The following is a 26,590-nucleotide window of genomic DNA, read 5'->3' as shown; positions in this document are numbered from 1 at the left end:
CCCCTTTGTGCAACAGCTAAGCCTGAAAGCGATCCAGCAAGCCCGGCAACTGTCCCTGGTGGTGGGACATTGTCCTCTCAATTGGGAACGTGACGCCCTTTCTCAAAAACATGTGGCCTTGCGGCAACAGGTGGCCCTGCGCAAACAGGCCCGTTCCGGAGATACCCCTTTATTGGGGCTGGGGGTGACGGCGGCGTGTGTGTTTACGGGAATGCCGGCAGTGAAGCGTGACAGAGAAAATGATGATGGAGAAAACGGACAACGCATTTCCACGGCCATCAAACATAAACTCTGTGCCACTCAAAACGGCAATGATCGGTTAAAACGCTCACTTCCTCTGGACACTGACATCGTGGACGAATTTCTGTCCGATTTCACCCTCTTTGGCGACCGGGGAGAAGCTTCTTATATCGCCGTCGTCCATGCTGATGGCAATGGCATGGGGAAACGGTTTGCCGCCCTGAGTGACGCCTTTCCCAGAGCGGCGGACAACGAAAAGTACATCCAGCAGGTACGCCTGCTGAGCCAAAAAATCAACGAACAGGCGCTCCATGCCCTGCGGGAAACGGTACGCTTCTTGCTGGACAATTATGATGCCCGCACAGACACTTTCGGCGGTGAGGTGCAAGTGCCGGAGAAAAATGAAATCCGCTATCTCCCTTTCCGCCCCCTGGTGTTTGGGGGAGATGACACCACCTTTGTTTGTGATGGCCGTTTGGGGTTGTCGCTGGCGGCCCATTATCTGGAAACATTGGCGCAGACCCCCTTGCCCGGCCCCAAACCCGATTCTATCGGAGATCCGCTCTATGCCCGTGCCGGCATTGCCGTGGTCAAAAACCATTACCCCTTCTCCCGCGCCTATGAACTGGCAGATGACCTTTCAAGTTCGGCTAAAAAAGCCATCAAGAGAATTACCGCTAATGATAAGGGGGTAACGATAGATTGGCACTTTGCCACCGGCGGAGTCATTTTGCCCTTGGCGCAACTGCGGGACAGAGAGTACACCGCCGATAATGGCAAAAGCTTGCTCATGCGTCCAGTACGGCACGATTTGGGACAATCGCCGCCGCAGGGCAGTCGTTATTGGCGTTCCTGGGATAACTTCAAAAAATTAACTTGCGAATTTCAGGAAAACAAAATTTGGCACCAGCGGCGCAACAAGGTAAAGGCCCTACAGGAGGCGCTGCGCCGGGGGGATCAGGCTGTAACGCTTTTCCTCAATCAATATGACATTCAGGATGAGCATGGGAAGAAACAATTGCCCGAAATTCCCGGACAAAGTCCAACCATGATGACCAGCGGTTGGAGCGGGGAAGATTGTGGTTATTTTGACGCCATCGAAGCAATTGATTTCTTTGTGCGGCTGGACAAAAAGAAGGAGGCGGAAGAATGAATGAGCCAGATAGACATTTGTGGTTAAGCATTACGCTGTTGAGTGACACCACTTTTGGCCGGGGGGATGGGGTGGCCGGCATGGTGGATGCGGAAGTGCAATATGACGCTTATGGATTGCCCTATCTCAGTGGCAAAACGTTGAAGGGGCTGTTAAACGCAGCCTGCGCTGAGGTCTTGTATGGGCTGCAAAGCAGTGGCTGTGCGCTTGAACTGTGGCAAGAAGCAGCAGATTTCCTGTTTGGTCAGCCCGGCAGCGGAGGGGAGATGGCGAAAATGCAGGTGGGGGATGCGCAACTGCCGGCAGATTTACGTGCCTGCATTCAGGAAGAGTTTCGTACACTTTCCGTCAAGCATCAACACAAACCAACTACCCTGGAAGCAGAGTGGGGCCGGCTGCGAAAAAAAAACCTGGAAACATTGACCGATGTGCGCCGGCAAACGGCCATGGACGGGAAAACCGGTGCCCCCAAACACAACAGTCTGCGGGCCATGCGTGTGATTGTGCGGGAAACCCTGTTTGTTGCTGAACTGAATTTCAATCAACAGCCAGACCCTCGTGCCAAACAATTGCTGGCGGCGGTAGTTTGTGCCTTAACACGAGTCGGCACAAGCCGTAACCGGGGGTTGGGTCGGGTGAAAGTGGCGTTGTTTGATCAACCCATGTATCGCTGGGATGCTGATAAACCTGTTGCCGTGCAGGCGGTTACCAGTAATTGGCTTGCTAAGTTTGCTGAGGAGGTGCGCCGTGAATGCGCTGACGTTTAGAATCCGTTTACTGGAACCGGTGTTGCTGGGGCAAGCAGAAAGCGGCGAGCCAAACAGCCGTGTTTCCCTCAATTACCTGTCTGGCAGCGCCATTCGGGGGGCGGTGATTGCCCAATATATCAAGGAAAACGGAGAGATAGATGCCGGCACTTCCCCCGCCAGCGACCTCTTCTTTAATGGCCAAGTGCGATATCTCAATGCCTATCCCGCCCACCCAGAAACGGGAGTACGCGCTTTGCCCCGTCCCCTCTCATGGCTGCTGCCTAAAGATGAAGCTTCTGATTTGGCTCCTGGTACATCATTGTATGATTTTGCCATCGCTATTCCAGACTGGAGCAAACAGGAGCCACCCAAACCTCCAGGAAAAGACAACTATTGCTGGATAGATCAGAAAGGGGTGCAGTTGATCAAGCCCACCATGCACATCATGGTGCATAACACCAGCACGGACGCCAATCGCAAAGACCAAGACAGCAGCAATGTCTTCCGCTATGAAAGCATCGCCCCTGGTCAGGAATTTATTGGCGTGATTGTGGCCGAAGATTCCGATCTGCTGCAAAAACGGATTCAACCACTGCTGCAAAAAGGGGGATGGAATCTGGGCGGGGCGCACACCGGTGGTTATGGCCGGGTGCAGATTGACCAGGTAGCTTTTTCTGCCAACTGGAAAGAGTACGATGAGGAGAAAAAGGAGGAGCCTGATCCAAAGGATATGAGTTTTGAGGACCTTGAGGCAATGTTTGCCCAGGCCGAACTCAAGGATGCAGCTATTCTTACCTGCCTGAGCGATGTCATTTGGCGGAATGGCGATGGACAAATAAGCGCAGATTTAGCTGGTTTGATTGAGGGGGTTAAGCCAGATGAGATCGAAGCGTTTCGGCGCACAAATGTGACCGGGGGGTTTAATCGCAAATGGGGCTTGCCCTTACCACAGGCGTTAACCATTGAGGCTGGCACGGTGATGGCTTTTCCGGGCAAGTATTATGAGACGCTGCGGGAAATGGTGGATGCCGGCATTGGCGAGCGGCGGGTGGAAGGGTATGGACGCATTGCCGTAAACTGGCATACCAAAACAGAACGGATAGTGCAATCACCGCCACCTCCGCAGGTTGCCGTTCAACTGCCGGAACGGCTGACCCCCATCAGCGAGGCTTTAGCCAAATGGATGGCCCAGCGCCAGTTGGAAAACCAGATCGAAATGAAGCTGGTTGAGCAAGTACATACCCTGACGGGCCGGGGATTTCGCAGCTTGCCCGCTGCTTCCCAGCTTTCGCAGGCCCGGTTGGCCGCCCGGCGGGCCTGGTATAAGGGGGATTTGCGGGAAGTACTCACCTTTTTTGAAAAGCAATCTGATCTTTCCCAACGGAAGTGGCAGGATGCCCGAATGGGCGGCGATAAACTCCGGAATTGGATTGAGCAGCAGGCGAAGGGGGGAAATCTGAACTGGGTGGGGGAAATGCCTACAGTTGCCGGTGTCAAAGCACCCATGGACCTGGAACTGCGCCAGCGCACCCTGGCCCGCTTAATCGAAGACGTGCTGCGTCAGGCTGTTCGGTTTGCCAAAAAACAACGTGAAGGAGGGAATAGCTGATGAGTGCCCAACCGAAAAAGAGCCGCACTGTCGGCGAACGGATATTTATTCGCGGGCAATTGGTGCTGGAGACGCCAGCCTCCTTTGGCAGCGGCGACAAGGATGGCTCAACAGATATGGCCCTGCTCTACGATTCAGTGGAACGGCAACGCCCATTGCTCACCGGTGCTTCCATTGCCGGGGCACTGCGTAGTTATTTGTGGGAAGCAGAACGAGGCTATGGCCGGCAGGAAAACCCCAAAGCAGCTAAGGAAAAGAAATCCCTGACCGAAAGGCTGTTTGGGCATTTGGATGATTCAAATCCCGATCAGCGCAGCTCGGTGCAAAGCTGGCTGGCTATTGATGATGCCCTGGGTACTTTGCCCGAAACGGGAGAGCCGGTGGAGTTTCGTGATGGGGTGGCCATAGACCCTAAAACGGGTACGGCGGAAGACAAAAAGAAGTTCGATATAGAGTTGCTGGCTGCTGGCACAACGTTTGATTTGCATTTTGAACTGTGGTTGCCAGATGAGGACAAAATGTTATTGTCGGCATTGGCCCGCGCCCTCCATGGGCTGGAAACGGGCCAAATTGGCCTGGGACGGCGAAAACGACGGGGGTATGGACAATGTAAGATTACAGGCTGGTCTGTCTCCCGTTATCCAATGAACCAGATTGAGGGTGTGATAGGCTGGTTGAGTGAAGCGGCAGACCGGCAAGTAACGTACCAGCCGGATATTTGCCATTTGTTGGGGGTTCCGCAGCCGGGAGAACATGCCGGCATTTCCTTCCACCTCAAAGCCACCTTCACCTTGCCCGATTCACTTCTCATCCGTTCAGACGGTGTTGGTGATAACCCGGTGGACATGGTTCATCTGCGCTCCTGGCGCAAGGGCAAAGACCGGCCCATTCTCTCCGGAACCAGCCTGGCCGGAGCCATTCGCAGCCGGGCACGCCGGATCGCCATTACCGTCAAGGGAGAAGATGCCGGGCGTCTCCTGGTCAACCAGATGTTTGGCAGGCGCATTCGCAAAGCCAACGACGAACCCAGCGGCAGCCGGGTACTCATGGCCGAAACCGAAGTACAAAACCCCATTGACCATCTGGTGCAGAGCCGGGTCAAAATTGACCGCTTTACCAGCGGCGCCTATCCCCAGGCATTGTTCAGCCAGCAGCCCCTCTTTGGCAGCGCCAATGGCAAAAACCAGGTGACCATTCAGCTTGAACTGCGGCAATGGGCCGATGAGAGCGACCTCTTCAAGGCTCAGGTAGGATTACTTTTGCTGGTTCTCAAAGATTTGTGGACTGGTGATTTGCCGCTCGGTGGGGAACGGAGCGTGGGGCGGGGACGGCTTCAGGGAGAGTCAGCCCATCTGTTGCTCCCAGACCAGCACTGGGAATTGAACCAGCAACCTGATAGCACAATGAAGATAGCCGGGAAGGGTACAGCCACAGAACTGGAAAGCTATGTAACCGCCTTTCATGCCTGGCAGCCGGCCACAAGGAAGGAAAATGATGGCAACTAAACACCCATTTGAAGAAAACCCCCGTCAATGGCTGGTTCAACAGGCCCAGACACATAATCTGACTTACCTGCTCGCCCACACAGATGATGGCGTTATTTGGGGCAAGGTGAATGATCAGGGGCAACTCATCACTTCCGCAGATGTTTTTGCCGATTTGGCCATCCCGCTGCGAGCCGTTACGGTGCAACAGCTACGCCTCTTTGGCAAAGACGGGGAACTGTTGCTCTGGAAAAATGACGATGGCTTTCAGGACCGCTTGTTAACGGACAGCACAGCCCAAACCAATGAGGTTGAGGACGAGGCCTATCTACTGTGGGGCCAGGGCAAAAAGACAGAGAATGGTTTTACCTGGATGGAAGAAGGCGCTCAGGGATTTTATCATGCGGTTCCATTATCCATTGGACAGAACCAAGAGGTGCGATTAACCATCCGCCATTACATCCAGTTTGATTCAAATGGGCAGGCTCACATTGCCCTCAGCCGTCTGGTTTCGCTGGATGCGGCTTAGGAGGAAAAATGGCTATTAAGCACGACAACCCCACCCAATCCCGTATTGACCGTGATCGCAATCAGATTTGGGCCAGAGCGCCCTATAACTTTGTCCCACTGCCGGCACGGGTCGCGCCGGCAGCCGCCCCCCTGGATCAGGATCGTTATCAGGGACTGAGCGGCTGGATTGAATGCCAGTTGGAAACACGCTCCCCACTCTACATTCGTGGCATGTTGACCGAAAGCGATTACAAAGCGTTTGGGCAAAAAGGGCCAGACGAATTAACCTCTGAACAAAAGGAAAAACAATCCCCCTTCTTTGCTCCCGGTGAAAAGAACAGTCATGGTCACCCCCTGCCTGTCATCCCCGGCAGCAGTTTGCGCGGGATGATTCGCCAACTGGTGGAGATCATCAGCTATGGGCGCATCCGTTGGGTGGGCAACCAGCCTGTGTTCACCTACCGGGCTGTAGCCGCCTCCAAAGACGATCCCTTGCGCGATCCCTATCGGGACATCATTGGCGCATTGGGCAAAAATGTCCAGGCGGGTTTCCTGAAACAGGAAGGGGAAAATTGGTTTATCGAGCCGGCCCAGACACCGCAAGAAAAAGGGTGGTCAACAGGTGACAGCTTTCTCAAAGTAAAGGAACGGCAGATAGGGGGCAAAGATATCACCGGCCTGCGACGTTTCAACAGCCCAAATTATGAACCCAACTGGTATCCTGTCAGTTTTGAGGTGGAAAACAAACGTGGGGCACGTGGCAATTATCTGGCCGTTACCCAGATTGGTGACCGTGGCCGTTACCGGGAGGAAGGCGTTCTGGTTTGTTCCGGCAATATGCTGGAAACCCAGACGGATGATAATGAGTCAAGAAGTACTCCCCGGCAGAAAGCGCCACGCCGCAGCCATGTTCTGATTTTGCTGCAAAACAGGAAAGCCGAACGACTGTCCATTGAGGAGCAAACGATCAAGGATTATTTGGCCAGCCTGACACCGTTTCAGCAAAAATTGGATCATTGGGGGGGTAAGCAGGGTTGTCTCAAAGATGGTGCCCCGGTTTTTTATGTGGCTGATGGTAAGAAAGTGAAGTGGTTTGGGCACTCGCCCAATTTCCGAGTGCCGGCATTTTTGACCCTCCCCGGCGAAAACAGAGCTGCCAGACCCCTGGACTTTGTACCATCCCACCTGCGCACGTCAGAGCAGCCCGATCTGGCTGATGCCATTTTCGGCTGGGTCGAAGAACAAGATGAAAAGGGAGAAAGGGTGGGGCCAGCGGAACAAAGGGCCGGGCGTGTTTTTATTGGCAATGCCCATCTTCTGCCAGACCAGAAAGACGTCTGGCACAGCAAGGATGCCATCATTCCCCACACCCTATCCGGCCCTAAAATAACTACCTTCCAACATTATCTGGTGCAAAATCAACGGATGGGACACAGTCCGGATCGCAAGGAAAACCTGGCCCATTACGGCACATCCCCCAGCGAAACGGAAATTCGGGGGTACAAACTGTACTGGCACAAAGGCCGCCAACCCAGTATTGAAGCCACCGCCAAAGAGCAAAAACATGAAAAGCAGCTCACCCGCATTCGGCCCATCAGTCCTGGTGTGCGCTTTACTTTCAAAATTCATTTTGACAATTTGCGGGAAGAGGAATTGGGGGCATTGTGCTGGGCTTTGTCTTTGCCCGTAACAGATGGGCACACTTATTGCCACAAACTGGGCATGGGCAAACCTTTAGGCATGGGGGCCGTTTCCCTCGTGCCAACCCTGAACCTGATCAACAGACAGGAGCGTTACCAATCCCTGTTTCAGGGGGAACGTTGGAAAAGTGCATCCTCTACGGCAGAGATGACAGCCTATGTAGAGGCTTTTGAAAAGTATGTTTTGGTTGATGGTGGTATTGGGCCACAAGCAACTCACCTGGCTGAGATGGAACGAATAAAAATGTTGCTGGCCATGTTGCAATGGCGGGAAGGGGATGCGGCCTGGCTGGAACAAACCCGCTATATGGAAATTGAACGGGATTCAGGCAGAAACAAGACCGTGGATGAGTTTAAGGAACGTCCGGTGTTGGGGGATCCGTTGCAAGTTGCCGGCAATACCACACCTGGCATTGGTCCCTCCAGCATTGAATCACAATTACCGGTGACCAAAACGTCCAGAACAGAAACCCCGACACCCAAAGCTCCATCTCGCCCGGCCAAACCTGTCTCCGATACACCTCCATCTCTGATTCACACCATGATTACTGGCTCTGTATATCACATAGACAGCAAAGGTGATGTCTTTCTGGAAATTGAGAATTCTTCCTGGCATGAAGATGTATTGGGATGGATTCCAAATGATAAGTTGGGTGGAATTCAATATCAATTGGGACATAAGGCAGCTTGTATTGTACTGGCTGTAGATATGGACCGGGAAAGAGTTGAATGCGCCCCGGCCAAGACTTATTATCTGACCGGCAAAGTCACTGTTTTTGAAGCGCCATCTCCATCTGGTTGGATCCAGCCAGATGGCAGCCATGATCCTATCTTTTTCCATAGCCGGGATATTTCTGGCAAATTGGAGACGCTGAATGTTGGTGAGCGGGTTCAGTTCCGCTTGAAAAAAGGGTTGAAAGGTCAACTGGAAGCCCGAAACATCCGGTTAATGGATTAGGAGGAAACAATGACCGTTCAGGCCATTCGGCTGGAAAATTTTATGGCATTTGCCGACACCAATTGGATTGAACTCCGCCCAATTGTGCTTTTATTTGGGCGTAACTCATCCGGCAAGAGTGCCATTTTCCGTGCTTTGCGGTTGCTGCGCCAAAGCTTAGACATCCCGGCAAATGATCGGCACCTGGTTTTTGTTACAGAACATGGGGTTGACTTAGGCTCCATTCAAGAGACCATCCACAAGCAAGAGTTAGAACGAGAACTGGCTTTTTCCTTTCGCTGTGATCTAACCGATGCTCTCGATGTCCTCAAAACAGTGGGGTTGTGGCAGGGTGAGCCAATAAAGGAAACTTTTGCCGAATTGCGCCTGGGTTTTCGATGGGATGATGCCAGACAATGGGTCGCGTTATCCTCTTTCCAGATAGATTTGCCCTGGGTAAAGGCAGCACAGGAAGAAGGACCCACCCTTTTCTTTGCTGAAGAATGGAGCCTGGATCAGCAGGCTGAAAGGGGAGAACGTTGGTACTTCAGCAGCGACCTGTTACATGGACATGAATCCCAGCCAGATTCTGTCTGGCCAGCCATTTATGTGGAAATGCGGTCAGGGTTCATGCCCCAGTTGAGTGTTGTCGCTTCCCAGCCGCATTCACCAGCCCTGCAAGATGTTGCCGCCGTGCAAGCTGTTTTGGATGAGGTGTGTCATCAAGTCGCCATCTTTCTGCAACAAATTGAATATTTGGGGCCAATCCGTCCTGAACCTGAGCGGGTATTTAATCTGGATGTTGTGACGCAACAGAAATGGCGACAAAAAGGGTTGGGATCGTATCTCGACTTCTTGTTAGACCGGAGTGCAGATGCTGAAATCTTTCAGCGACTGGATGAATGGCTACAGATACTTAAACTGGCCGACAGGGTTGATCCGGAAAAAGTGGTCTATCGTCATCCACACTTGAAACTGTCTAATGTCAAATTTCGTGAACTGCCAGGTGAAGAACCGCCCGCTATCAATTTGCTGGATGTTGGTTATGGCGCGTCTCAAGTGCTACCTGTGTTGATTCACAGTTTGTTAGCGCGGCAAGGTTCGTTAGTAGTAATCGAACAGCCTGAACTTCATTTACATCCAGGAGCACAAGCCCAACTTGGTGACCTGTTTGTCGAAACAGTTAATCCACCAGATTTTGAATCAACAAACACTGTGCGTTTCTTTTTGGAAACACACAGTGAACACTTGTTGCTCAGGCTGCGAAGGTGGGTTGCGGAGACCGCCGCCAATAAAGGAGATTTGGTTAGCAAAAAATCTTGGCGACTGAAACCCGATCAGTTGGCGGTTTATTTTGTTGACCGCGATCCCCAAAAGGGAGAGAGTGAAGTTCATCCCATTCAGGTCAAACGATCCGGTGAGTTTGGAGAAAAGCCTGTTGGTTTCAAAGATTTCTTTGCTGATGATCTCAAAGAAGCAATTGCCCTTACTTTAGCAGGAGCCGAGGTGGATTAAATAATGATAATCGCTATATCGCCGGACGTTTTCGCTCTCCCAGATGCAGCTACGAAAATATTGGCTGATTGGATATTTAGTCGACGCAAGGATTATAAATTCGCTTTCGATAAGAAAAGGGCACTGGATAAGGCTTATGCAGAAATGCTGCAAACTCAACTGTCACATCTCGACACTGATGCTCATACTTCTGCCGCAAAATTGCTTCAATACCTGATTGTAGAAATTCGAGATGATGTTTTGCGATACCCATCGCATCTCACATATAGTGTTCAGAGCCTGCTTGATCATCCCGGCTGTCAGTGTAATGATCCTCTTGAACAGATACTAATTGGCATGGCTGCACATGTCCCCAAACTGGGATTAAGGGTTTTGCTGCCAGAAAATGCGGCTCATCCGTGTCACAGGTTGTTTGATCCGGATTGCCGAGCAAGATTAGTCAAAGAGATTCCGAAATTGAAAGTGGTATTTGCCAATGATGCAGAGCCATATTATCCGGCTTTAATTGAAACACCTGATAAGAGCGATGCAGATCGACTATTTGAAAGCAAAGTGGAATCAATTATTCGAGATTGCTTTGGCTGCCCTCGCTGCTATCCGAAAACGCCTAAAATTGTTGAAGATGCGGAAGGATCAGGTGAAATCGATGTTTATGGCTATATGGTAGATGAAAACGGAAACCGGCAGATATGGATAGCTGAATGTAAACACCACGAAAACCCTGACAAGCTGGTAGATGAAGAAAACGTAACGAAGTTCTTTAACAAGAAGCTGGGAGCTGTTTTAGAGTATGAAGGGGGGAAATGCACTCGCGTCAGTGAAATAAATGTCTTTGTAGTCAGCAACGCTGTGGATATGGTGCCTGAGTTTTGGAAACGCGCAGGAGAAATTCAACAGAAAATAGATATTGATATACCAAATGATACCCGGATAAGGGTTCGGTATTTAAGAACGGTGATAAGTGAAGGAGGCAACTGGCGAATACATACAGTGGAGGAGTATGAGCCAATTAGCAAGCAGGAGACAAAAGATCCAGAGGAAGCGGTTTGGCAAGGCCGGCTAGTACAGAGGATTTTACTTTATCCACATAACTGGTAAGTAGAGTTTCCTATCCCATTGTCCCCAAAGCCCAGAGTCGTACACGGTGGCGGAAATGAAATTATGGTTTTGTAATGACTTAGGCCGTTTTGTAAAAGCTAAAGTGGTTATTACGGGGATACCTTTCTACCATAATGTTTCGACGCCGTACAGGCCGATGTTTTTGTCCCGGGTGAGGATAACCAGCCCTTCATGCCTGGCCTGGGCCACCAGCAACCGATCAAAAGGGTCTCCGTGAATGGCCGGCAATTCCACCACCCCCTGACAATGCTCTTTTTCCAGCCCCAGCCGGCGAATACCGTTCGCCTCAATTTCCCGATCAAACACCGCTTGCCAATCGGTAGCCAGTGCCAGCTTGCCAATGCTATGTTTGATACAAATTTCCCAATAGCTGACGGCGCTCAAATAAAGCGTGTTGCTTCGCTCCAGAAAAGCCTGGCTGGCTGCCGGGCTAAGTTTTTCACTGCCCCAGATGTCCAACAGAAAGGCGTGGGTATCAAGCAAAAGATTCATGGCATATATTCGCTCAACTCCGGCAACGGCTCATCAAAATCATCCGCCATCCCCAGAATCGTTTCGCTTGCTCCTCCCAATCGTCGCTCCGGCTGTGCCTCTGGCAGCACAACCAGTTTCACCAGGGGTTTATTGCCTTTGGCAATGATAATCTCTTCTCCCGACAGCGCTTGCCGGATTAATCTGGAGAGGTGTGTTTTTGCTTCATGGATGGTTACTTGAGTCATGACTCTATTCTAGTCTGGTCATTTGACTTAGCCAACGACTATGCAGTTGTCTTATTTGGGACACCCACGCTCTCACAATTCCTGATTCAGCTTTATCCCGCCCCCTTGCCAGATGCCGGCATTATCCGGCCCCACATAACCACCCATCGCCTGTAGCGCCTGAAAAGCACAACCATGTACAATCCTAATCAACGAGTTGGTATATCCTCAATATCTCGAGGGAAACGCCGCCTGAGCTTGTCGAAGGCCATTGGTTTCGACAGGCTCAACCAACAGTCCCACCCTTTATTGAGAAGATACACGAATTGCAATAAAACAAAAATGACTCTACTGAAAAAAGGCCAAAAACCGGGTTTTTACACATGAACCACTCTGGTAATTTTGGCCGGGCACTCGAAAAACCCGGTTTTTTCAGTGAAATTAACGGCCCTGGTTTTGACGTGAAAATCGAGGAACGCTAATGGAAACCCTTCGCAATCGCTGGTTGGCCTTTTTTGACCCGACCCGCTCCATTCCGCTCTACATCATCGGCACCGCCGCCCTCACCCTGGCGTTGCAAGCGGCCTATGATCTGGCTAACGACCCCGCTCATTTTCAGGGTGGCTATTGGCTGGCGGCGGTGGCGGTGGGCGTGGCGGTGGTTATCCTTCTCTATACGGCTATCAGTCGCCCCTCCGTGGGGCAGGTCGCCATAGCCGAGGAACACAAGCCCGCTCCCCGCCAGGGATTGGTTCTACTCGTTGGCCCCACCGAAGCCGCCGCGCCACACGCCATCGAGTACCATTTGCCCGCCCTAAAGCGGTGCTGGCTTATTGCCACGGCTGAGTCACTGCCTGTCGCCGCCGCCCTGGCGAAACGGTATGGCGACCGCGTGCGGATGTTCCACGGCAGCCCAGATTACGTGGTCCATCCTGACGAGATGAAATCGACTTATGAGGTGGTCACCAAAGTGCTAACACGGGCCACTAGTCAGGCCGGCGGTCTGCCGGCAAAAGAATTAATCGCTGATCTCACGGGTGGCCTGAAACCGATGACGGCGGGCATGACGCTGGCTTGCCTGGCCCGGAACACCGATTTACAGTACATGAAAGCGCCGCGTGACGCGGATGGTCAGGTTATCCCAGGAGCTATCCCTGAGCCTATCCGCATCGATACAACCTTTTTCCCATCCGTGAATATGCCGGCATAATCCGCGATTTCATCACCATTTGCCTGCTCACCCCTCCCCCTTTCTGCTATAATGTTATCTAACATAGACAAATCAGGTAAGATTAAGAGGTGAACAGATGCCCTTGATGCTCAAATCCAGTGAAGTGCAGCAGAATTTTGGCCGCGTGATGGACCAGGTATTAACTGAAAACGAAGTAGTGGTCGAACGTTACGGAGAACCCCGTGTAGCCATTCTTAGCTACCAACGATACCAACAGCTTTTACAAGCAGAGGCCAAAGCAGATCGACCTTATGTAATGTTGCCAGACCGTTCACCAGAGGCGCAAATCAGAGGTCAAGAAATTGCTGCTCAAGTGCGGCAGGAGATGCAAAATCAATCCGAAGCGTCATTAGATGACGTCATGGGTGAATTGCGAGGACGTGCATGGTCGTCGTAGATACGGATGTGTTGCTCTTGGCGTTTGCTTTTCAGTCCGATGCCCGGCAGGCTGATAACGCGCTCTTTTTGCAGCAAGTGCAAACGGCCGTTCCCGCTATTACGCTCTATACTTTGATGGAATTATTAGGGAAGCTTTCCTTTAACCTGTCGCCAGAACGTTTAGAGCAGTGGCAAACCTGGCTCATCGCCGCCTATCAGTTAGAAGTTATCTGGCCCGTTTCTCCCGTCACGCCAATTTCTTATCTGTCATGGTATGAATTAATGTTTTCCCGTCCATTCAATCGTATGCAGACTGTTCAAATGCCGTACATGGATGCCTTGATTCTGGATTTGACTGAGCAAGTGCAGGCTGACAGTTTTGTGACTTGGAATGCACGTCACTTTCGAAACAAAACGCCAGTGCCTGTTTGGACACCTGCGGAATTTATAGCGAATGCAAGGATCTAAACTATGGCCAGACCGTCATTCCTGCCCCTGTTCGACATCAGTTTAACCTTACACTGGCTAAGTGGCTGCCCGCAATTAAATTAGCGGAAATGTGCGGGCAGCTTGTCAGTAACCGCCCGTAAAAAGTGTGAAGTTGTTTTCGGGCGGTTACTAACTGCCTGGAATGGATCAAGGTCACTATGCAACAACTCACCATCACCTTCCAACCCGACCGTGCCCCCATTGACGGCCAACACGTCACCACCAGCGGCCTGCATGGCCTCCTCTTCCACGTTCTCAAACAGGCCAACCCCGCCGCCGCTGCCTGGCTGCACGACCACCCCGCTCCCAAGCCGTTCACCATGGCCCCCTACTACACCGACGCCGGCCACCTGGCGGGCCTGCGTTACACCGCCCTGAACGACGAAGCTGCCGGCATTCTCCACCACGCCTGGACCACCACCCACCAAAATCAACGCCAACTCCGCCTTGGCCGCTACCAGACCTTCACCGTCTGTGCCATAGAGCAAATGCCGGCATCCTCCTTCCCCCAACTCATATACGAAAGCATGCCGGCATCCACCATCACCCTCCACTTCCTCTCCCCCACCTCCTTCAAGCAAGGCCCCGGCGACCTCCCCCTTCCCTTGCCCGCCAACGTCTACAGCAGCCTCTGGCGCGCCTGGAACGCCTTCGCGCCGCCCATCTTACACCTTGAAGAAGCGTGGCTTGACTGGTGCGCGCAAAACATCTTCATCATCGCCCACGACATTCACACCGTCGTCGTCCCCTTCAATCGCCACGCCGACTTCACCGGTTTCGTCGGCCAGGCCACCTTCCGTGCCCATCAAGGCAGCGAGGTCCAACGCGGTATCTGGCACGCCCTCAGTCAGTTTGCCGCTTATGCCGGCATTGGTCGCAAAACCGCCATGGGCATGGGCATCGCCGCCTGTGAACCCACCCAACCATGATCGTCATCAACTTCACCCACCCCCTTACCCCCGACCAACAAGACCAACTGGCGCGCCTGGCCGGCCGCGCCATCGCCGAAATCCGCAACATCCCCTGCCAGTTCGACAACGCCCAACCCTTCGCCATCCAGGTAGCCGCGCGCGTGGATGCCGCCGCCCTCACTCCCCGCCAATGGCAAACCGCCCCCATCCTCATCAACCCGCCCGCATACGCCCCCGCTGCCGGCATTCTCATCGCCGAACTCCACGGCCGCATGGGCTACTTCCCCGCCCTCATTCGCACCCGCCCCCTCCATGGCAGCACCCCACCCCAATTCGAAATCGCCGAAATCATCAACCTGCAAGCCATCCGCGACCACGCCCGCACCCGCAGATAACCGTACTTTTATTACCCACCGCCGTTATTCTGAATGACTACAGGCTGCTTTGATGCTGCGCTTGCCGGGCTTGGCGACTGTTTCAGAATCCGCCATACTATAACGTACCGTTATTCAAGGACGCATTCATGTCCGCCACCTGATGACACTTGAACGCTTGATAATCCTGGCAAGCTTCTATTTGGAATATGACTATGCTTCCCGATAGCCTGGCCGACATACCCGAAGCGCCTCGTCTTTATCGCCGCCGTAACGCGCGCCTCTTCTTTCTTCCTCTCACGCAAACAAATGGCTTCCCAGTTAGGCCGCAGAGGAGAAAACGACTTTGATAACCTGGTCGAGGTTCTGTTGGGACGAACAGACGAGGGATTGAGCACGTTTCTGGATTTACGCCAGCCGGGTTGGCTGCGCCAAAAGCCCGCCGCATTGGCTTGCCGAAAGCCGCCGCCACATAAGTGATCACAATCGCGAACAGGAACAGCAGCGCATCAATCTGGCTCAATCTGAAGCTGCCCTGACTCAGGCATCCACCAGTTTGTCCTGGGGCCGTGGTGGGCGCATCCAGCAAGCCCTCGACCAATACTTCCAAATAGCCGCCGCCTATTACTTTCAAGCTCTGGGAACGCTCCTGGATCCGACCTGGAATTTCACTGGTCACGTTTACTACCCTCCACCAGATCCCTTCAACGCCCTGCTTAGTTTTAGCTACAGCCTATTGCTCAAAGACGTTTTGGCTGCCGTCAACCAGGTTGGCTTTGACGCCTATGTTGGCTTCTGACGAACAGGGGCTACTCTTTGTAGAACGTCTCATAGCTGTGGGCCCAGCAGACTCCGCTGCCATGCGCCGCTTTCTTTCCGCTCTCCCCCTCTCTCAAATTGTCAGCCTCACCGGCGGACAGAAGCGCCGCACGATACTGATTATGGACACGGGACATGCCATCATCACGGCCCTGTCCCTGGAAGCACTGGAACGCAAACTTTGGGAACAACAAAATGCCCTTATTGAACAACGCCACGACGCGCCTGACCATTTTCGTTGATGGCGGCACTGCCGGGGGAACCCACACGGGCATTGCCGCGGTTGCTCGTTCCCATCAGGGATATTTTCTCGGTTGGGAGAGCCGTCAATTGCCCCCCATGAGTAATAATGAGGCGGAGTATAAAGCCGCCCTTCTTGGACTCGAGTTAGCCCGACAGCTACACGCCGCTACCTGTGAAATCGTTTCCGATTCCGAAATCCTTGTCAACCAGATGCGCGGGCGTAGTCGCGTAAACAGTCCCCATCTACAGCCATTACACCAGCAATTGTGTCACCAGGCTGCTTATTTTCACCAGGTCTCCTTTCGCTATGTGCCTCGCGCGGAAAACCAGTTGGCGGATGCCTTGGCTGCCGAAGCCTTGCGGGGGCGATGTGTTTCGTTGCGTCCCGGACATACCCGTCGCTTGACTGCCTGGCTCAGAACCCTTTCTCTTTCCCGGAAGCTGTTGTGATGCCAAATGATCTGAATGCTGAGGCGTTTCGGAGTCGAGACTTTAGCCGGGTCAACCCCATAGGGTGATCGGAGTCAAGACTTTAGCCGGGTCAACCCCATAGGGTGATCGGAGTCGAGGCTTTAGCCGGGTCAACCCCATAGGGTGATCGGAGTCGAGGCTTTAGCCGGGTCAACCCCATAGGGTGATCGGAGTCGAGACTTTAGCCGGGTCAACCCCATAGGGTGATCGGAGTCGAGGCTTTAGCCGGGTCAACCCCATAGGGTGATCGGAGTCGAGGCTTTAGCCGGGTCAACCCCATAGGGTGATCGGAGTCGAGGCTTTAGCCGGGTCAACCCCATAGGGTGATCGGAGTCGAGGCTTTAGCCGGGTCAACCCCATAGGGTGATCGGAGTCGAGGCTCTAGCCAGGTCAACCCCATAGGGTGATCGGAGTCGAGGCTTTAGCCGGGTCAACCCCATAGGGTGATCGGAGTCGAGGCTTTAGCCGGGTCAACCCCATAGGGTGATCGGAGTCGAGGCTTTAGCCCGGTCAACCCCATAGGGTGATCGGAGTCGAGACTTTAGCCCGGTCAACCCCATAGGGTGATCGGAGTCGAGGCTTTAGCCGGGTCAACCCCATAGGGTGATCGGAGTCGAGACTTTAGCCGGGTTAACCCCATAGGGTGATCGGAGTCGAGACTTTAGCCGGGTTAACCCCATAGGGTGATCGGAGTCGAGGCTTTAGCCCAGTCAACCCCATAGGGTGATCGGAGTCGAGGCTTTAGCCGGGTCAACCCCATAGGGTGATCGGAGTCGAGGCTTTAGCCGGGTCAACCCCATAGGGTGATCGGAGTCGAGGCTTTAGCCGGGTCAACCCCATAGGGTGATCGGAGTCGAGGCTCTAGCCGGGTCAACCCCATAGGGTGATCGGAGTCGAGGCTTTAGCCGGGTCAACCCCATAGGGTGATCGGAGTCGAGACTTTAGCCGGGTCAACCCCATAGGGTGATCGGAGTCGAGACTTTAGCCCGGTCAACCCCATAGGGTGATCGGAGTCGAGGCTTTAGCCCGGTCAACCCCATAGGGTGATCGGAGTCGAGACTTTAGCCGGGTCAACCCCATAGGGTGATCGGAGTCGAGACTTTAGCCCGGTCAACCCCATAGGGTGATCGGAGTCGAGGCTTTAGCCGGGTCAAACCCCATATGTGGACCGGCTGAAGCCGCCACGCCAAAAACGCCAGAGTCCAGTAGTTTTTCTCCTTTTTTGCCACGTCGCTGACAATGGATGGTGGTACCCCCGAGGCCCAATATGCGCATCGTCATCAGTTACGACATCAGCAATGACAAACGCCGTCGCCGTATTGCCAGGATAATGGAAGGGTACGGCTATCGCGTTCAATATAGTGTATTCGAATGTGATCTGGATGCCGGCAAACTGGCTGAGCTACAGAAACGCCTGACCCCGCTGGTCAACACCAGAGAATGGGAAAGCGTTCGCATTTATCCCCTAACCCTGGATTGCGCCGACCGTGTCATTGTCATAGGCAAAGACCTGCGCAAAGTATTAAAAGGTGTAGAAATCGTCTAAACCCGTGCGAGTCACGTTGCCGCCGCGCAAGCCTTTATGCGATCAAGACGAAATACGCGATTATCTTCTGCCTGATAACAGTAAGCAACAAGATAGTAAAGTTGACCCCGCTGTTCCAACCGCAGCGGTTGGATGCAACGCCACCGCGCCTCAATGTCGCCCAGCGACTGATACTGAATGTGCAACTGACCTTCTGCCATAATTGTTGCTTCTATATGTGCGGTCAAAGCTGGCGGGGGCGTCTCGGAAGCCGGAAAGAACGCATCCCGGCCACGAATGGCTATTTGCACACGAGAGAGAATTTCCTCTACCACATTCTCTAACTCGCTCCGCCTCTGAGCGTCCAATGTCTCGCCCACAGCGTTCAAGCGCGCGTAGGGTGGGGGATACGGTAAAGGAACCATCGTTCCCAAACCAATGAGCAGCCGTAAACCAAGCCAGTCGTAGCCGGTTTCTTCTGCCTCAGGAGACAACAAACGGTTGCCCCCATTGGGGATCGTAGCGGACAAGGCATAATCACGTTTCTGTAGCCATTTTGTCAATACGGGAATCATTTCGCCAGCAATAATCGCGTGACGGGGTGACAATTGCCGTTGCACGTAGCGGCGAAAGCGATTTTGGCGCAGCAAATCCGCAAGCCGCGATGGTTGTTTCACGCTTAGCAGATAAACTTGCTCTACTTGATAAGCTTGATCCCGTTTTTGCCAATCCTGCAATTGCTGTTCTGCAACAGACGGCAGCGGCGCTTGCGTCGCCGTTTCCAACAGCCAGCGAATCATTTGCGCACCATATCCGCGCCGCATAGCTTGCCCCACCGTGAGCGCGGTGCAGCGCAACAGCTTTCGTTGTGGTTGCCAGTGACCCAGTTGCAGTAAATCAAAGGTCAGCCACGTAGGTAGCGCCGGGGATAGGCATAATGACCATACCTGCTTTGACGCCGCTACTTGCAGCCGCGCGTGCACTGACGATGGGAGTGGCGCGTCATCCTGGCGTTGGAGGACTTGTTGCAGATACGTTGTGTAATCCGGCTTGAGTACTGTTTGTAATCCCAATTCAGTCAACGCCTGTTGCCATCTTTCTCCCTCCAGTACAGCAAGCAAGCGATCAATTTGCGCGTGTGTTCCCGCATGAAGCCAGGACGTAGCCCCTGGCAAAAGTATCGTCTCCGCGCCAGAAAAGGATACAAATCTGCTGGCGTGCAGCAAAGCAAAATGCGCTGCTAACGGGTGATGATGGCGAATCGAGCGCAAGTCGGGCCGGGGATAACCAAGCCAATTGGCCATCTCCCGCAAGTGCCTGGCGGCAACCAGGCGGCGGCGGGGTAAGATGGCCGGTGTATAACGATGCAGGTACGCCAGCGTGATCGTTACTGTATGTGGGGAGAGAACGGGACGAGAAAACTCGGTTTCGTTGTGCATGTCAACTGTGATAAAATACATTAGTTATTCTGCGTTGTTATCTGTTAATGTGTGTATGGTTGTGACGTTGATTGTCGGCAGCCGGTAGAAAATTGGCTTACCGGCGACTATAACAGCCGCTATTTTTCTTGGCAAGTCGGTGACGTTTTGGTGACAATCGCCATCTGAACCCAGAAAACCGTGATTGAGCGCGAAAAGAAGCGAAAACGGGCGAAAACAGGGTACAAAATGACCACCATGAACATTAATGCCACATTAGAAATAGCCCTTTTTGCAGTTATAAACGACGAACCCAGGAAAACGCGATCCGGTGGATCAAGCGGGGCTGAAAACAGGCGAAAATCGGCAAAAAAAGCTAATTTGGCAACCTGTGGATAACTGCCGTCCGAAAGGATGCTCCACCCTTTGAGGGATTAAGACTTTTCAGACATTTCACGCTCGCGACGCATACGCTGTCCGAAAGGATGCTCCACCCTTTGAGGGATTAAGACTTTCAATTCTCCTTAAGATAATAACGGAACTCCGCAGTCCGAAAGGATGCTCCACCCTTTGAGGGATTAAGACTTCGGTACGCTTGATGGGCCAACCCGTTTTGCGTTCGTCCGAAAGGATGCTCCACCCTTTGAGGGATTAAGACAAACACGCATGGCAATGGCAATGTAGTCAAGCGAGTGTCCGAAAGGATGCTCCACCCTTTGAGGGATTAAGACTCAGTTGAAAAATTCTTGAAAGTTTCAACTTCCAGGTCCGAAAGGATGCTCCACCCTTTGAGGGATTAAGACTGGGAATTCGCCCAGGATTGCGTACAACTTGCGGGCAGTCCGAAAGGATGCTCCACCCTTTGAGGGATTAAGACATTTCCAACCTGTTCCATTGTCAAACCTTTCCCGCGTCCGAAAGGATGCTCCACCCTTTGAGGGATTAAGACTCCAATTGGGATTACGATAAGTCTGTGTACCTTTCGTCCGAAAGGATGCTCCACCCTTTGAGGGATTAAGACAAAACCACGGCATACTGTGTACTCTCATCTGGCACGTGTCCGAAAGGATGCTCCACCCTTTGAGGGATTAAGACCAACTTACCGGTGCCGTCCGAAAACGTACCGTCACGTCCGAAAGGATGCTCCACCCTTTGAGGGATTAAGACTTGATGTCCAGCAACCTGGGCCTGCAATGAGGCAATGTCCGAAAGGATGCTCCACCCTTTGAGGGATTAAGACCGGTTTAGAAGCAGCCTTCGGCTTGGGTTCTTCGAGTCCGAAAGGATGCTCCACCCTTTGAGGGATTAAGACTTTGAGTGCACCGATTTCAGCGGATTGCTGAGCGGGTCCGAAAGGATGCTCCACCCTTTGAGGGATTAAGACTTACACCCGAGGGCGAAACCTGGGGGGGTGCGGTTGTCCGAAAGGATGCTCCACCCTTTGAGGGATTAAGACGACAGATTGTTCCATTTGAAATTTGTTGACGTTCACGTCCGAAAGGATGCTCCACCCTTTGAGGGATTAAGACCATCGATTACAACACTTCTCAGCTTTTCGATCTGCGTCCGAAAGGATGCTCCACCCTTTGAGGGATTAAGACGGGTAAGGGTACCTCCCATCAAAGCGAAAATGTTACGTCCGAAAGGATGCTCCACCCTTTGAGGGATTAAGACAAACAATCGAAATTTGAATTTCATTTGGTTCACAAGTCCGAAAGGATGCTCCACCCTTTGAGGGATTAAGACGTTTCTTCAGCTACGGGTTCAATTCGATCAGGTTCTGGTCCGAAAGGATGCTCCACCCTTTGAGGGATTAAGACGAATTTCATTTGGTTCACAAATCCTGTTTGTAAATGAGTCCGAAAGGATGCTCCACCCTTTGAGGGATTAAGACCTTTCCATTGGTCTTCATAAGTATTGGGATTACTGAGTCCGAAAGGATGCTCCACCCTTTGAGGGATTAAGACAAAATCTGCACCATCGCCAAGGCGATGAGTATCATGTCCGAAAGGATGCTCCACCCTTTGAGGGATTAAGACTATTCCAGGGCGGAATGCCCTTTTGTCTTGCGACAGTCCGAAAGGATGCTCCACCCTTTGAGGGATTAAGACGATTTCCGTACGGTACAGGAGCTTGGTCAAGCTTATGTCCGAAAGGATGCTCCACCCTTTGAGGGATTAAGACTCTTTCCCGAGTTATCTTGTGGAAGCTTTTCCAGCGTCCGAAAGGATGCTCCACCCTTTGAGGGATTAAGACACCGAAGTTCGAACCGCGCGGCGTCGCCCGGTACCGTCCGAAAGGATGCTCCACCCTTTGAGGGATTAAGACCCAGAGGTCTTCCCCTTTGGTAGTCAACTGGCCAGTCCGAAAGGATGCTCCACCCTTTGAGGAATTAAGACCATATCCGGCGAAGACCGGTGAAGCCCAAATCAGTAGTCCGAAAGGATGCTCCACCCTTTGAGGGATTAAGACGTAGACTGTTTGGGAAGTGACCATGGTCATCCCAAGCGTCCGAAAGGATGCTCCACCCTTTGAGGGATTAAGACATTTCTGCCTCGAGTTTTTCCTGCTCGAGTTTTTCGTCCGAAAGGATGCTCCACCCTTTGAGGGATTAAGACCGCCAACGGGGGCAGGTGCTGCTGGGCCTCCGGCGGTCCGAAAGGATGCTCCACCCTTTGAGGGATTAAGACCGTAATGACCTCACCAGTTGACGACCGACTCACGAGTCCGAAAGGATGCTCCACCCTTTGAGGGATTAAGACATGTAGTAATGACTACTGCATCCCCCCTCCACGGGATGTCCGAAAGGATGCTCCACCCTTTGAGGGATTAAGACTAAAACCTGCCCCACAACCTCTTACGCTTCTGCAAGCGTCCGAAAGGATGCTCCACCCTTTGAGGGATTAAGACTGTACGACCCTCTGTGGTCGTGCTCCCACCACTCTGTCCGAAAGGATGCTCCACCCTTTGAGGGATTAAGACAAACAATATCTTCCTCATGGGGTCACCTCCAGGGTAACGTCCGAAAGGATGCTCCACCCTTTGAGGGATTAAGACGGGATGCGGCCGGAACGCATAACGATGTCCTTAAACGTCCGAAAGGATGCTCCACCCTTTGAGGGATTAAGACGAGGGTCTGCCGGACATTGCCAGACACCACTAAAAGTCCGAAAGGATGCTCCACCCTTTGAGGGATTAAGACTGGCAACCATGCGCCAAACCATGTATCCGGACTTCTCGTCCGAAAGGATGCTCCACCCTTTGAGGGATTAAGACAAGATTGCTGATATCCGAAAGTTCCGAAATCACAATGTCCGAAAGGATGCTCCACCCTTTGAGGGATTAAGACTCAGAATCGACCCCTAGTAATACGCGGTTTGGCGCGTCCGAAAGGATGCTCCACCCTTTGAGGGATTAAGACCCGCTTCCATCAGTTATGGTGGTAGTTTCAGACCAGGTCCGAAAGGATGCTCCACCCCTTGAGGGATTAAGACCGCACACCCCAGACCCTAAGTTGGTCCAAAAAGCGTCCGAAAGGATGCTCCACCCTTTGAGGGATTAAGACGGTTATGCGCGATCCTAAAAGCCTTTTCCAGGTCTTGTCCGAAAGGATGCTCCACCCTTTGAGGGATTAAGACTTGAAATCTCATCATAGGGGATCGGGCTTAGCCTTTGTCCGAAAGGATGCTCCACCCTTTGAGGGATTAAGACCAAAACGGCGATTGCGAGATCACCGTTTTGCTCAGTCCGAAAGGATGCTCCACCCTTTGAGGGATTAAGACATCGAATTCGGCCACAGCCCAGCTCGTCCGATGCTGTCCGAAAGGATGCTCCACCCTTTGAGGGATTAAGACAAAGCACGCCGTGCCGACAAACGCGTTCCCTAAAAGGTCCGAAAGGATGCTCCACCCTTTGAGGGATTAAGACAGCTATCATGGCAGCTCCATTTGCATCTGCACATTGTCCGAAAGGATGCTCCACCCTTTGAGGGATTAAGACAAGACGCCAGCCAGCGGGCAACAATCAAGCCATCGTGTCCGAAAGGATGCTCCACCCTTTGAGGGATTAAGACCCACTGTAACAATCGGGCCTTCTCCGAAACCAGCTGTCCGAAAGGATGCTCCACCCTTTGAGAGCGTGTTGCAGAAGTAGCGGATGGGTTGGGTGAATTGTGGCGGAGTCGCTTCAAAAAAAGCGGAAAATGGGGCGGCACGGGTCAAATTGTGCCAATGTCGTTGTTTTGTTTACATAATTACCGGTTTTTGCTGTTTTTGGCCGTCAAAACGGCCGTTTTTGCCCATTTTGTGCCAGCCGACAGCCAGCCGAAAGCGGTAGCCCGGCGTCAGAACAACAGACGTATGGTTAAGCGGTGAGCAGCGCCAAGACAACTTCGACGGCTGTTCGCCGCTGGCGCCTCCTGTAATTCGGGTCGCTCAGGTTCAGCCAGCGCTTCAAGTTGTAAGCGGTGGCGCACATCTTCGCCTGGAAGTCTGCCTTAGCCAGTCCGCGAAAACGGGCGTAGCGCGCCCCGCAGTGTAAAACCAACCCGGCAATGACCCGCTCAATGTGGGGGCGCAATTTCATATCCGCCCTGAATGCCGTCGTTTCCACATAGCCCCAGGCGGCCAAAACGGGTTCGCGGTAGTCGCTGATGAACCAGTTGCGCGGCTGGTTCTCGCTGGAAACCCTGTCGCGGCAGGGGCTGAACAGCGGGCAGCCCGCGCATTTGTCACCCGCCATCCGGTAATACCAGCCGGGAGAGGAGGTCGCCCGGTAACGAACGGTCGTCGTTTGCCCGCTGGGACAGACCAGGGCTGATTTCAACTCGCCCGTTTCCAGGTCAAGCTGCTCCTGTAATTGACAATCCAGCGGCCCCAGTTCGCTGCTTCCCTTTTTCTTGGCCGCTTGAACCGGCTTGACAACCAACTGCGTCTGCCCCTCGGTCGCCACAGCGACAGCGGCAATTGTCTGACCATGACCGCCGGCCTTGTCGTAGATCAGCTTGGATGGCAAAACGCCGCGATGTTCTCGCTGCGCTTCTAATAAAGGCACAATGCCGGCTGCGTCCGGCTGGCTGCCGGTGGCGGCTTGAATCTCACAGATAAAATGGGTGGTGGCGGCCACATGGATGTTGTAGCCGTTGTCCTGCCCTTTGCCGTGGTTGCGAATCGTCGCGTCCGGGTCAGTCGCCGAGGTCGGGCGAAACGTCCCCCGCTCCTTTTCGCCAAACTGCCGCGCGCTCACCACCTGACCGGCCTCATCCACCGTCAGTTCCACTTCCTTATCTAATACCGCTTGCAGCATCTCCTGATAGCGGCGCACGTCTCGCCCGCGGGGGCAAAGGAGAGCCACCTGACGCAACAACGGAACGACCTGAGCGACTGTTTCCGTCAGCCGCGCCTGTTTCTCGGCGGCGTTCAGCAGAAACTCCGGACGCTCCCTCTCGTCGCCGACCAACAGGGGCAGTTGCCGCGCGTCCGCCAGGGTAAAGAATTGCGCTGGTTCGTGGCGATGGACGTGCAGCAACAACAACGCCGCCCCATGGCGCAGCCGACCGGTCAATGTCTCCAACTGGGCATTCGCCAGCATGGCAAACGTATCCGCTATTTGGGGTTGGTGGCGCTGTTCAGGGAAAGCGGCGTCAATCTGCCGCAGAATGGTATCGAAGAACAAACGGGGATGATTTTCCAGGACGTAGGTTTCAAAGCGATGGAGCGTGACATGACTCACGCCCTGGCTGGCCAGGGGGTACCCCACAAACCACTTGACGGGAATCTGTTCCCGCGCCATGGTGATACACTCGCGTAAACTGACATTGAAGAAGTAGCGCACCAGTAGCAACCGCACCAGGCGCGCGGGAGTGTGGACGATGGGGTGTCCCTGACCATTCTGTTGATGAAACCCCTGGCACGCTGTTTCCAGCGCGCTCAAGTCCAGCAACGTTTGCAAACGCACCAGCGGGTGGTCGGGGGACAGGGACAGCAGGCGTTGGTAGACATAGTCGCTGAACCAGAGCAGCAAAATGTCGAGATCAGGGTTTTTCAGTAGTCGTGAATTGATACAAAAAATCACCTCATTCTGTTAAGATCGTGTTTTCTCACAAACCCCAAAACAGAAGAGGTGATAGATGAAGAATATCATATTGGAAGCGAAAAACACAGATGCCGTGGTTTTAGACCAGGGTTTTTCAGTAGTCGTATCGAGGGCAGATTTTCCCGAAGTTGCGGTGATTTGCCACACGAGTGAGAAGCAAGCGCGATTCGCTCAAATTCGCTCCCACATAGCAGATTTCCGGACTACTGAAAAACCCTGCCAACAGGACAGTCCACATTGACGCCGTTACGCCGCCTATGCTAAAATGGCTCTGTGATATTTTTCACAGCACCAGCCTGTCGTATCACCCACACGTATCCACTTGCGGCAAGCGGGGCGGGAGAAGCTATACTGATGCGTCCCCTACGGCGTCTCCCCTGCTCTTTTTTATCTTATCCGCCAGCAGCCACGGCAGTTGCGTCTGCCATCCAGGAGGTCACTATGCCAGAGAATGAGTATTGTCCCTTTTGCGCCATATTAAATGGCGAAGAGCCTGGCGTTTTCATTGCCAGGGACGATGAACGTCAATTTGCCCTGATTGAAAATATCCATCCCGAAGGTTCGGTGCATTGGATGGCCCTGCCCTTTGAGCATGTAGAAAGCACGGAGGTGCTGCAAAAGGGGGACCCAGATCGCTTCATTGATCTGGTGAAGTTCGCCATCAAGGAAACCAAAGCGCATCGGGGCGATTACCCTTATTTGACACAGGGGTACACGATTAAGATGCACTTTGGTTCTTACGAAACAATCCCGCACGCCAAGTTGCACGTTCTTTCCGTGGAGTAATCGTCAGCGCCAGCGGCGGCGTCCATAAGCCATTTTTACAGCGGCGGCGAGCATCAAGGCGATGCTCGCCGTTTTGCTTTCTTCAGATTGGTTCATTCGCCAAGAATGAGCCAATCTTGTGCGGCGCTCCTGGCCGGA

At 53.1% G+C, this 26,590-nt stretch carries 22 protein-coding genes and 1 CRISPR repeat array; of the genes, 18 read left to right on the top strand and 4 right to left on the bottom strand.

Going from position 1 to position 26,590, the window contains the following annotated elements; genetic code table 11:
* The first annotated feature begins 220 nt into the window (after nucleotides 1-220).
* Genes H6650_18905 through H6650_18870 form a run of 8 tightly spaced genes read left to right on the top strand, consistent with a single transcriptional unit; the run spans nucleotide 221 to nucleotide 10,995 of the window.
* The gene (locus H6650_18905) at nucleotides 221-1,393 is read left to right on the top strand and encodes a hypothetical protein (protein MCB8954079.1); all 1,173 of its coding nucleotides are present in this window, start codon (nucleotides 221-223) and stop codon (nucleotides 1,391-1,393) included.
* The gene (locus tag H6650_18900) at nucleotides 1,390-2,160 is read left to right on the top strand and encodes an RAMP superfamily protein (GenBank protein MCB8954078.1); all 771 of its coding nucleotides are present in this window, start codon (nucleotides 1,390-1,392) and stop codon (nucleotides 2,158-2,160) included. The genes H6650_18905 and H6650_18900 overlap by 4 nt, the downstream gene beginning before the upstream one ends.
* Nucleotides 2,141-3,751 (top strand): hypothetical protein, encoded by a 1,611-nt coding sequence (locus H6650_18895; protein ID MCB8954077.1) that lies wholly within the window; start codon nucleotides 2,141-2,143, stop codon nucleotides 3,749-3,751. The genes H6650_18900 and H6650_18895 overlap by 20 nt, the downstream gene beginning before the upstream one ends.
* Nucleotides 3,751-5,256 carry a hypothetical protein gene (locus H6650_18890; protein MCB8954076.1) on the top strand — a complete coding sequence of 502 codons (1,506 nt, stop codon included), beginning with the start codon at nucleotides 3,751-3,753 and terminating at the stop codon, nucleotides 5,254-5,256. Before H6650_18895 ends, H6650_18890 begins: the two co-directional genes overlap by 1 nt.
* Nucleotides 5,243-5,764, top strand: a complete 522-nt coding sequence (locus H6650_18885) for a TIGR03984 family CRISPR-associated protein (protein MCB8954075.1) — start codon at nucleotides 5,243-5,245, stop codon at nucleotides 5,762-5,764. The genes H6650_18890 and H6650_18885 overlap by 14 nt, the downstream gene beginning before the upstream one ends.
* A gap of 8 nt (nucleotides 5,765-5,772) precedes the next feature.
* A complete protein-coding gene (locus H6650_18880; GenBank protein MCB8954074.1) occupies nucleotides 5,773-8,403 on the top strand; it encodes a TIGR03986 family CRISPR-associated RAMP protein in 2,631 nt (876 codons plus the stop codon).
* A 9-nt stretch (nucleotides 8,404-8,412) separates the two neighbouring features.
* Nucleotides 8,413-9,897, top strand: coding sequence for an AAA family ATPase (locus H6650_18875; protein ID MCB8954073.1), 1,485 nt, complete (start codon nucleotides 8,413-8,415; stop codon nucleotides 9,895-9,897).
* A 3-nt stretch (nucleotides 9,898-9,900) separates the two neighbouring features.
* Nucleotides 9,901-10,995: a hypothetical protein gene (locus H6650_18870; GenBank protein MCB8954072.1), complete on the top strand. Its 1,095-nt coding sequence runs from the start codon at nucleotides 9,901-9,903 to the stop codon at nucleotides 10,993-10,995.
* A gap of 126 nt (nucleotides 10,996-11,121) precedes the next feature.
* On the opposite strand, the gene H6650_18865 is transcribed toward H6650_18870, so the two are convergent.
* On the bottom strand, nucleotides 11,122-11,508 hold the full coding sequence (locus H6650_18865; protein MCB8954071.1) for a type II toxin-antitoxin system VapC family toxin: 387 nt from the start codon (nucleotides 11,506-11,508) through the stop codon (nucleotides 11,122-11,124).
* Nucleotides 11,505-11,735 carry a type II toxin-antitoxin system Phd/YefM family antitoxin gene (locus H6650_18860; GenBank protein ID MCB8954070.1) on the bottom strand — a complete coding sequence of 77 codons (231 nt, stop codon included), beginning with the start codon at nucleotides 11,733-11,735 and terminating at the stop codon, nucleotides 11,505-11,507. Before H6650_18860 ends, H6650_18865 begins: the two co-directional genes overlap by 4 nt.
* A 460-nt stretch (nucleotides 11,736-12,195) precedes the next feature.
* Between H6650_18860 and H6650_18855 the strand changes: the two genes are divergently transcribed.
* The 9 genes from H6650_18855 (at nucleotide 12,196) to cas2 (ending at nucleotide 18,176) form a co-directional block, all read left to right on the top strand.
* The gene (locus H6650_18855) at nucleotides 12,196-12,924 is read left to right on the top strand and encodes a hypothetical protein (protein MCB8954069.1); all 729 of its coding nucleotides are present in this window, start codon (nucleotides 12,196-12,198) and stop codon (nucleotides 12,922-12,924) included.
* A 97-nt stretch (nucleotides 12,925-13,021) separates the two neighbouring features.
* Nucleotides 13,022-13,342: a type II toxin-antitoxin system Phd/YefM family antitoxin gene (locus H6650_18850; protein MCB8954068.1), complete on the top strand. Its 321-nt coding sequence runs from the start codon at nucleotides 13,022-13,024 to the stop codon at nucleotides 13,340-13,342.
* Entirely contained in the window at nucleotides 13,330-13,791 is a 462-nt protein-coding gene (locus H6650_18845) for a hypothetical protein (GenBank protein ID MCB8954067.1), read from the top strand. The genes H6650_18850 and H6650_18845 overlap by 13 nt, the downstream gene beginning before the upstream one ends.
* A 179-nt stretch (nucleotides 13,792-13,970) precedes the next feature.
* Complete coding sequence (gene cas6, locus H6650_18840; protein MCB8954066.1) at nucleotides 13,971-14,741, top strand: CRISPR system precrRNA processing endoribonuclease RAMP protein Cas6; 771 nt, start codon at nucleotides 13,971-13,973, stop codon at nucleotides 14,739-14,741.
* Nucleotides 14,738-15,118: a hypothetical protein gene (locus H6650_18835; GenBank protein ID MCB8954065.1), complete on the top strand. Its 381-nt coding sequence runs from the start codon at nucleotides 14,738-14,740 to the stop codon at nucleotides 15,116-15,118. Before cas6 ends, H6650_18835 begins: the two co-directional genes overlap by 4 nt.
* A gap of 385 nt (nucleotides 15,119-15,503) precedes the next feature.
* On the top strand, nucleotides 15,504-15,896 hold the full coding sequence (locus tag H6650_18830) for a CRISPR-associated endonuclease Cas1 (protein MCB8954064.1): 393 nt from the start codon (nucleotides 15,504-15,506) through the stop codon (nucleotides 15,894-15,896).
* Entirely contained in the window at nucleotides 15,883-16,158 is a 276-nt protein-coding gene (locus H6650_18825) for a DUF370 domain-containing protein (GenBank protein MCB8954063.1), read from the top strand. The genes H6650_18830 and H6650_18825 overlap by 14 nt, the downstream gene beginning before the upstream one ends.
* Nucleotides 16,112-16,609 carry a ribonuclease HI family protein gene (locus H6650_18820; GenBank protein ID MCB8954062.1) on the top strand — a complete coding sequence of 166 codons (498 nt, stop codon included), beginning with the start codon at nucleotides 16,112-16,114 and terminating at the stop codon, nucleotides 16,607-16,609. The genes H6650_18825 and H6650_18820 overlap by 47 nt, the downstream gene beginning before the upstream one ends.
* 1,294 nt (nucleotides 16,610-17,903) lie before the next feature.
* On the top strand, nucleotides 17,904-18,176 hold the full coding sequence (gene cas2 / locus H6650_18815) for a CRISPR-associated endonuclease Cas2 (protein MCB8954061.1): 273 nt from the start codon (nucleotides 17,904-17,906) through the stop codon (nucleotides 18,174-18,176).
* 11 nt (nucleotides 18,177-18,187) lie between these two features.
* Here the strand turns inward: cas2 and H6650_18810 are convergent, their stop codons facing one another.
* A complete protein-coding gene (locus tag H6650_18810; protein MCB8954060.1) occupies nucleotides 18,188-19,615 on the bottom strand; it encodes a WYL domain-containing protein in 1,428 nt (475 codons plus the stop codon).
* 362 nt (nucleotides 19,616-19,977) lie between these two features.
* Nucleotides 19,978-23,717: a CRISPR direct-repeat array (repeat unit 37 nt; unit sequence GTCCGAAAGGATGCTCCACCCTTTGAGGGATTAAGAC).
* A 218-nt stretch (nucleotides 23,718-23,935) separates the two neighbouring features.
* Nucleotides 23,936-25,645 (bottom strand): transposase, encoded by a 1,710-nt coding sequence (locus tag H6650_18805; protein MCB8954059.1) that lies wholly within the window; start codon nucleotides 25,643-25,645, stop codon nucleotides 23,936-23,938.
* Nucleotides 25,646-26,107: 462 nt separating this feature from the next.
* Between H6650_18805 and H6650_18800 the strand changes: the two genes are divergently transcribed.
* A complete protein-coding gene (locus H6650_18800) occupies nucleotides 26,108-26,452 on the top strand; it encodes a hypothetical protein (protein MCB8954058.1) in 345 nt (114 codons plus the stop codon).
* The last annotated feature ends 138 nt before the right edge of the window (nucleotides 26,453-26,590 follow it).

Source organism: Ardenticatenales bacterium (genome assembly GCA_020634515.1).
GTDB lineage: Bacteria > Chloroflexota > Anaerolineae > Promineifilales > Promineifilaceae > JAGVTM01.
The sequence above is the reverse complement of the archived record's forward strand: the minus strand, read 5'-3'. Positions and strand labels throughout refer to the sequence as shown.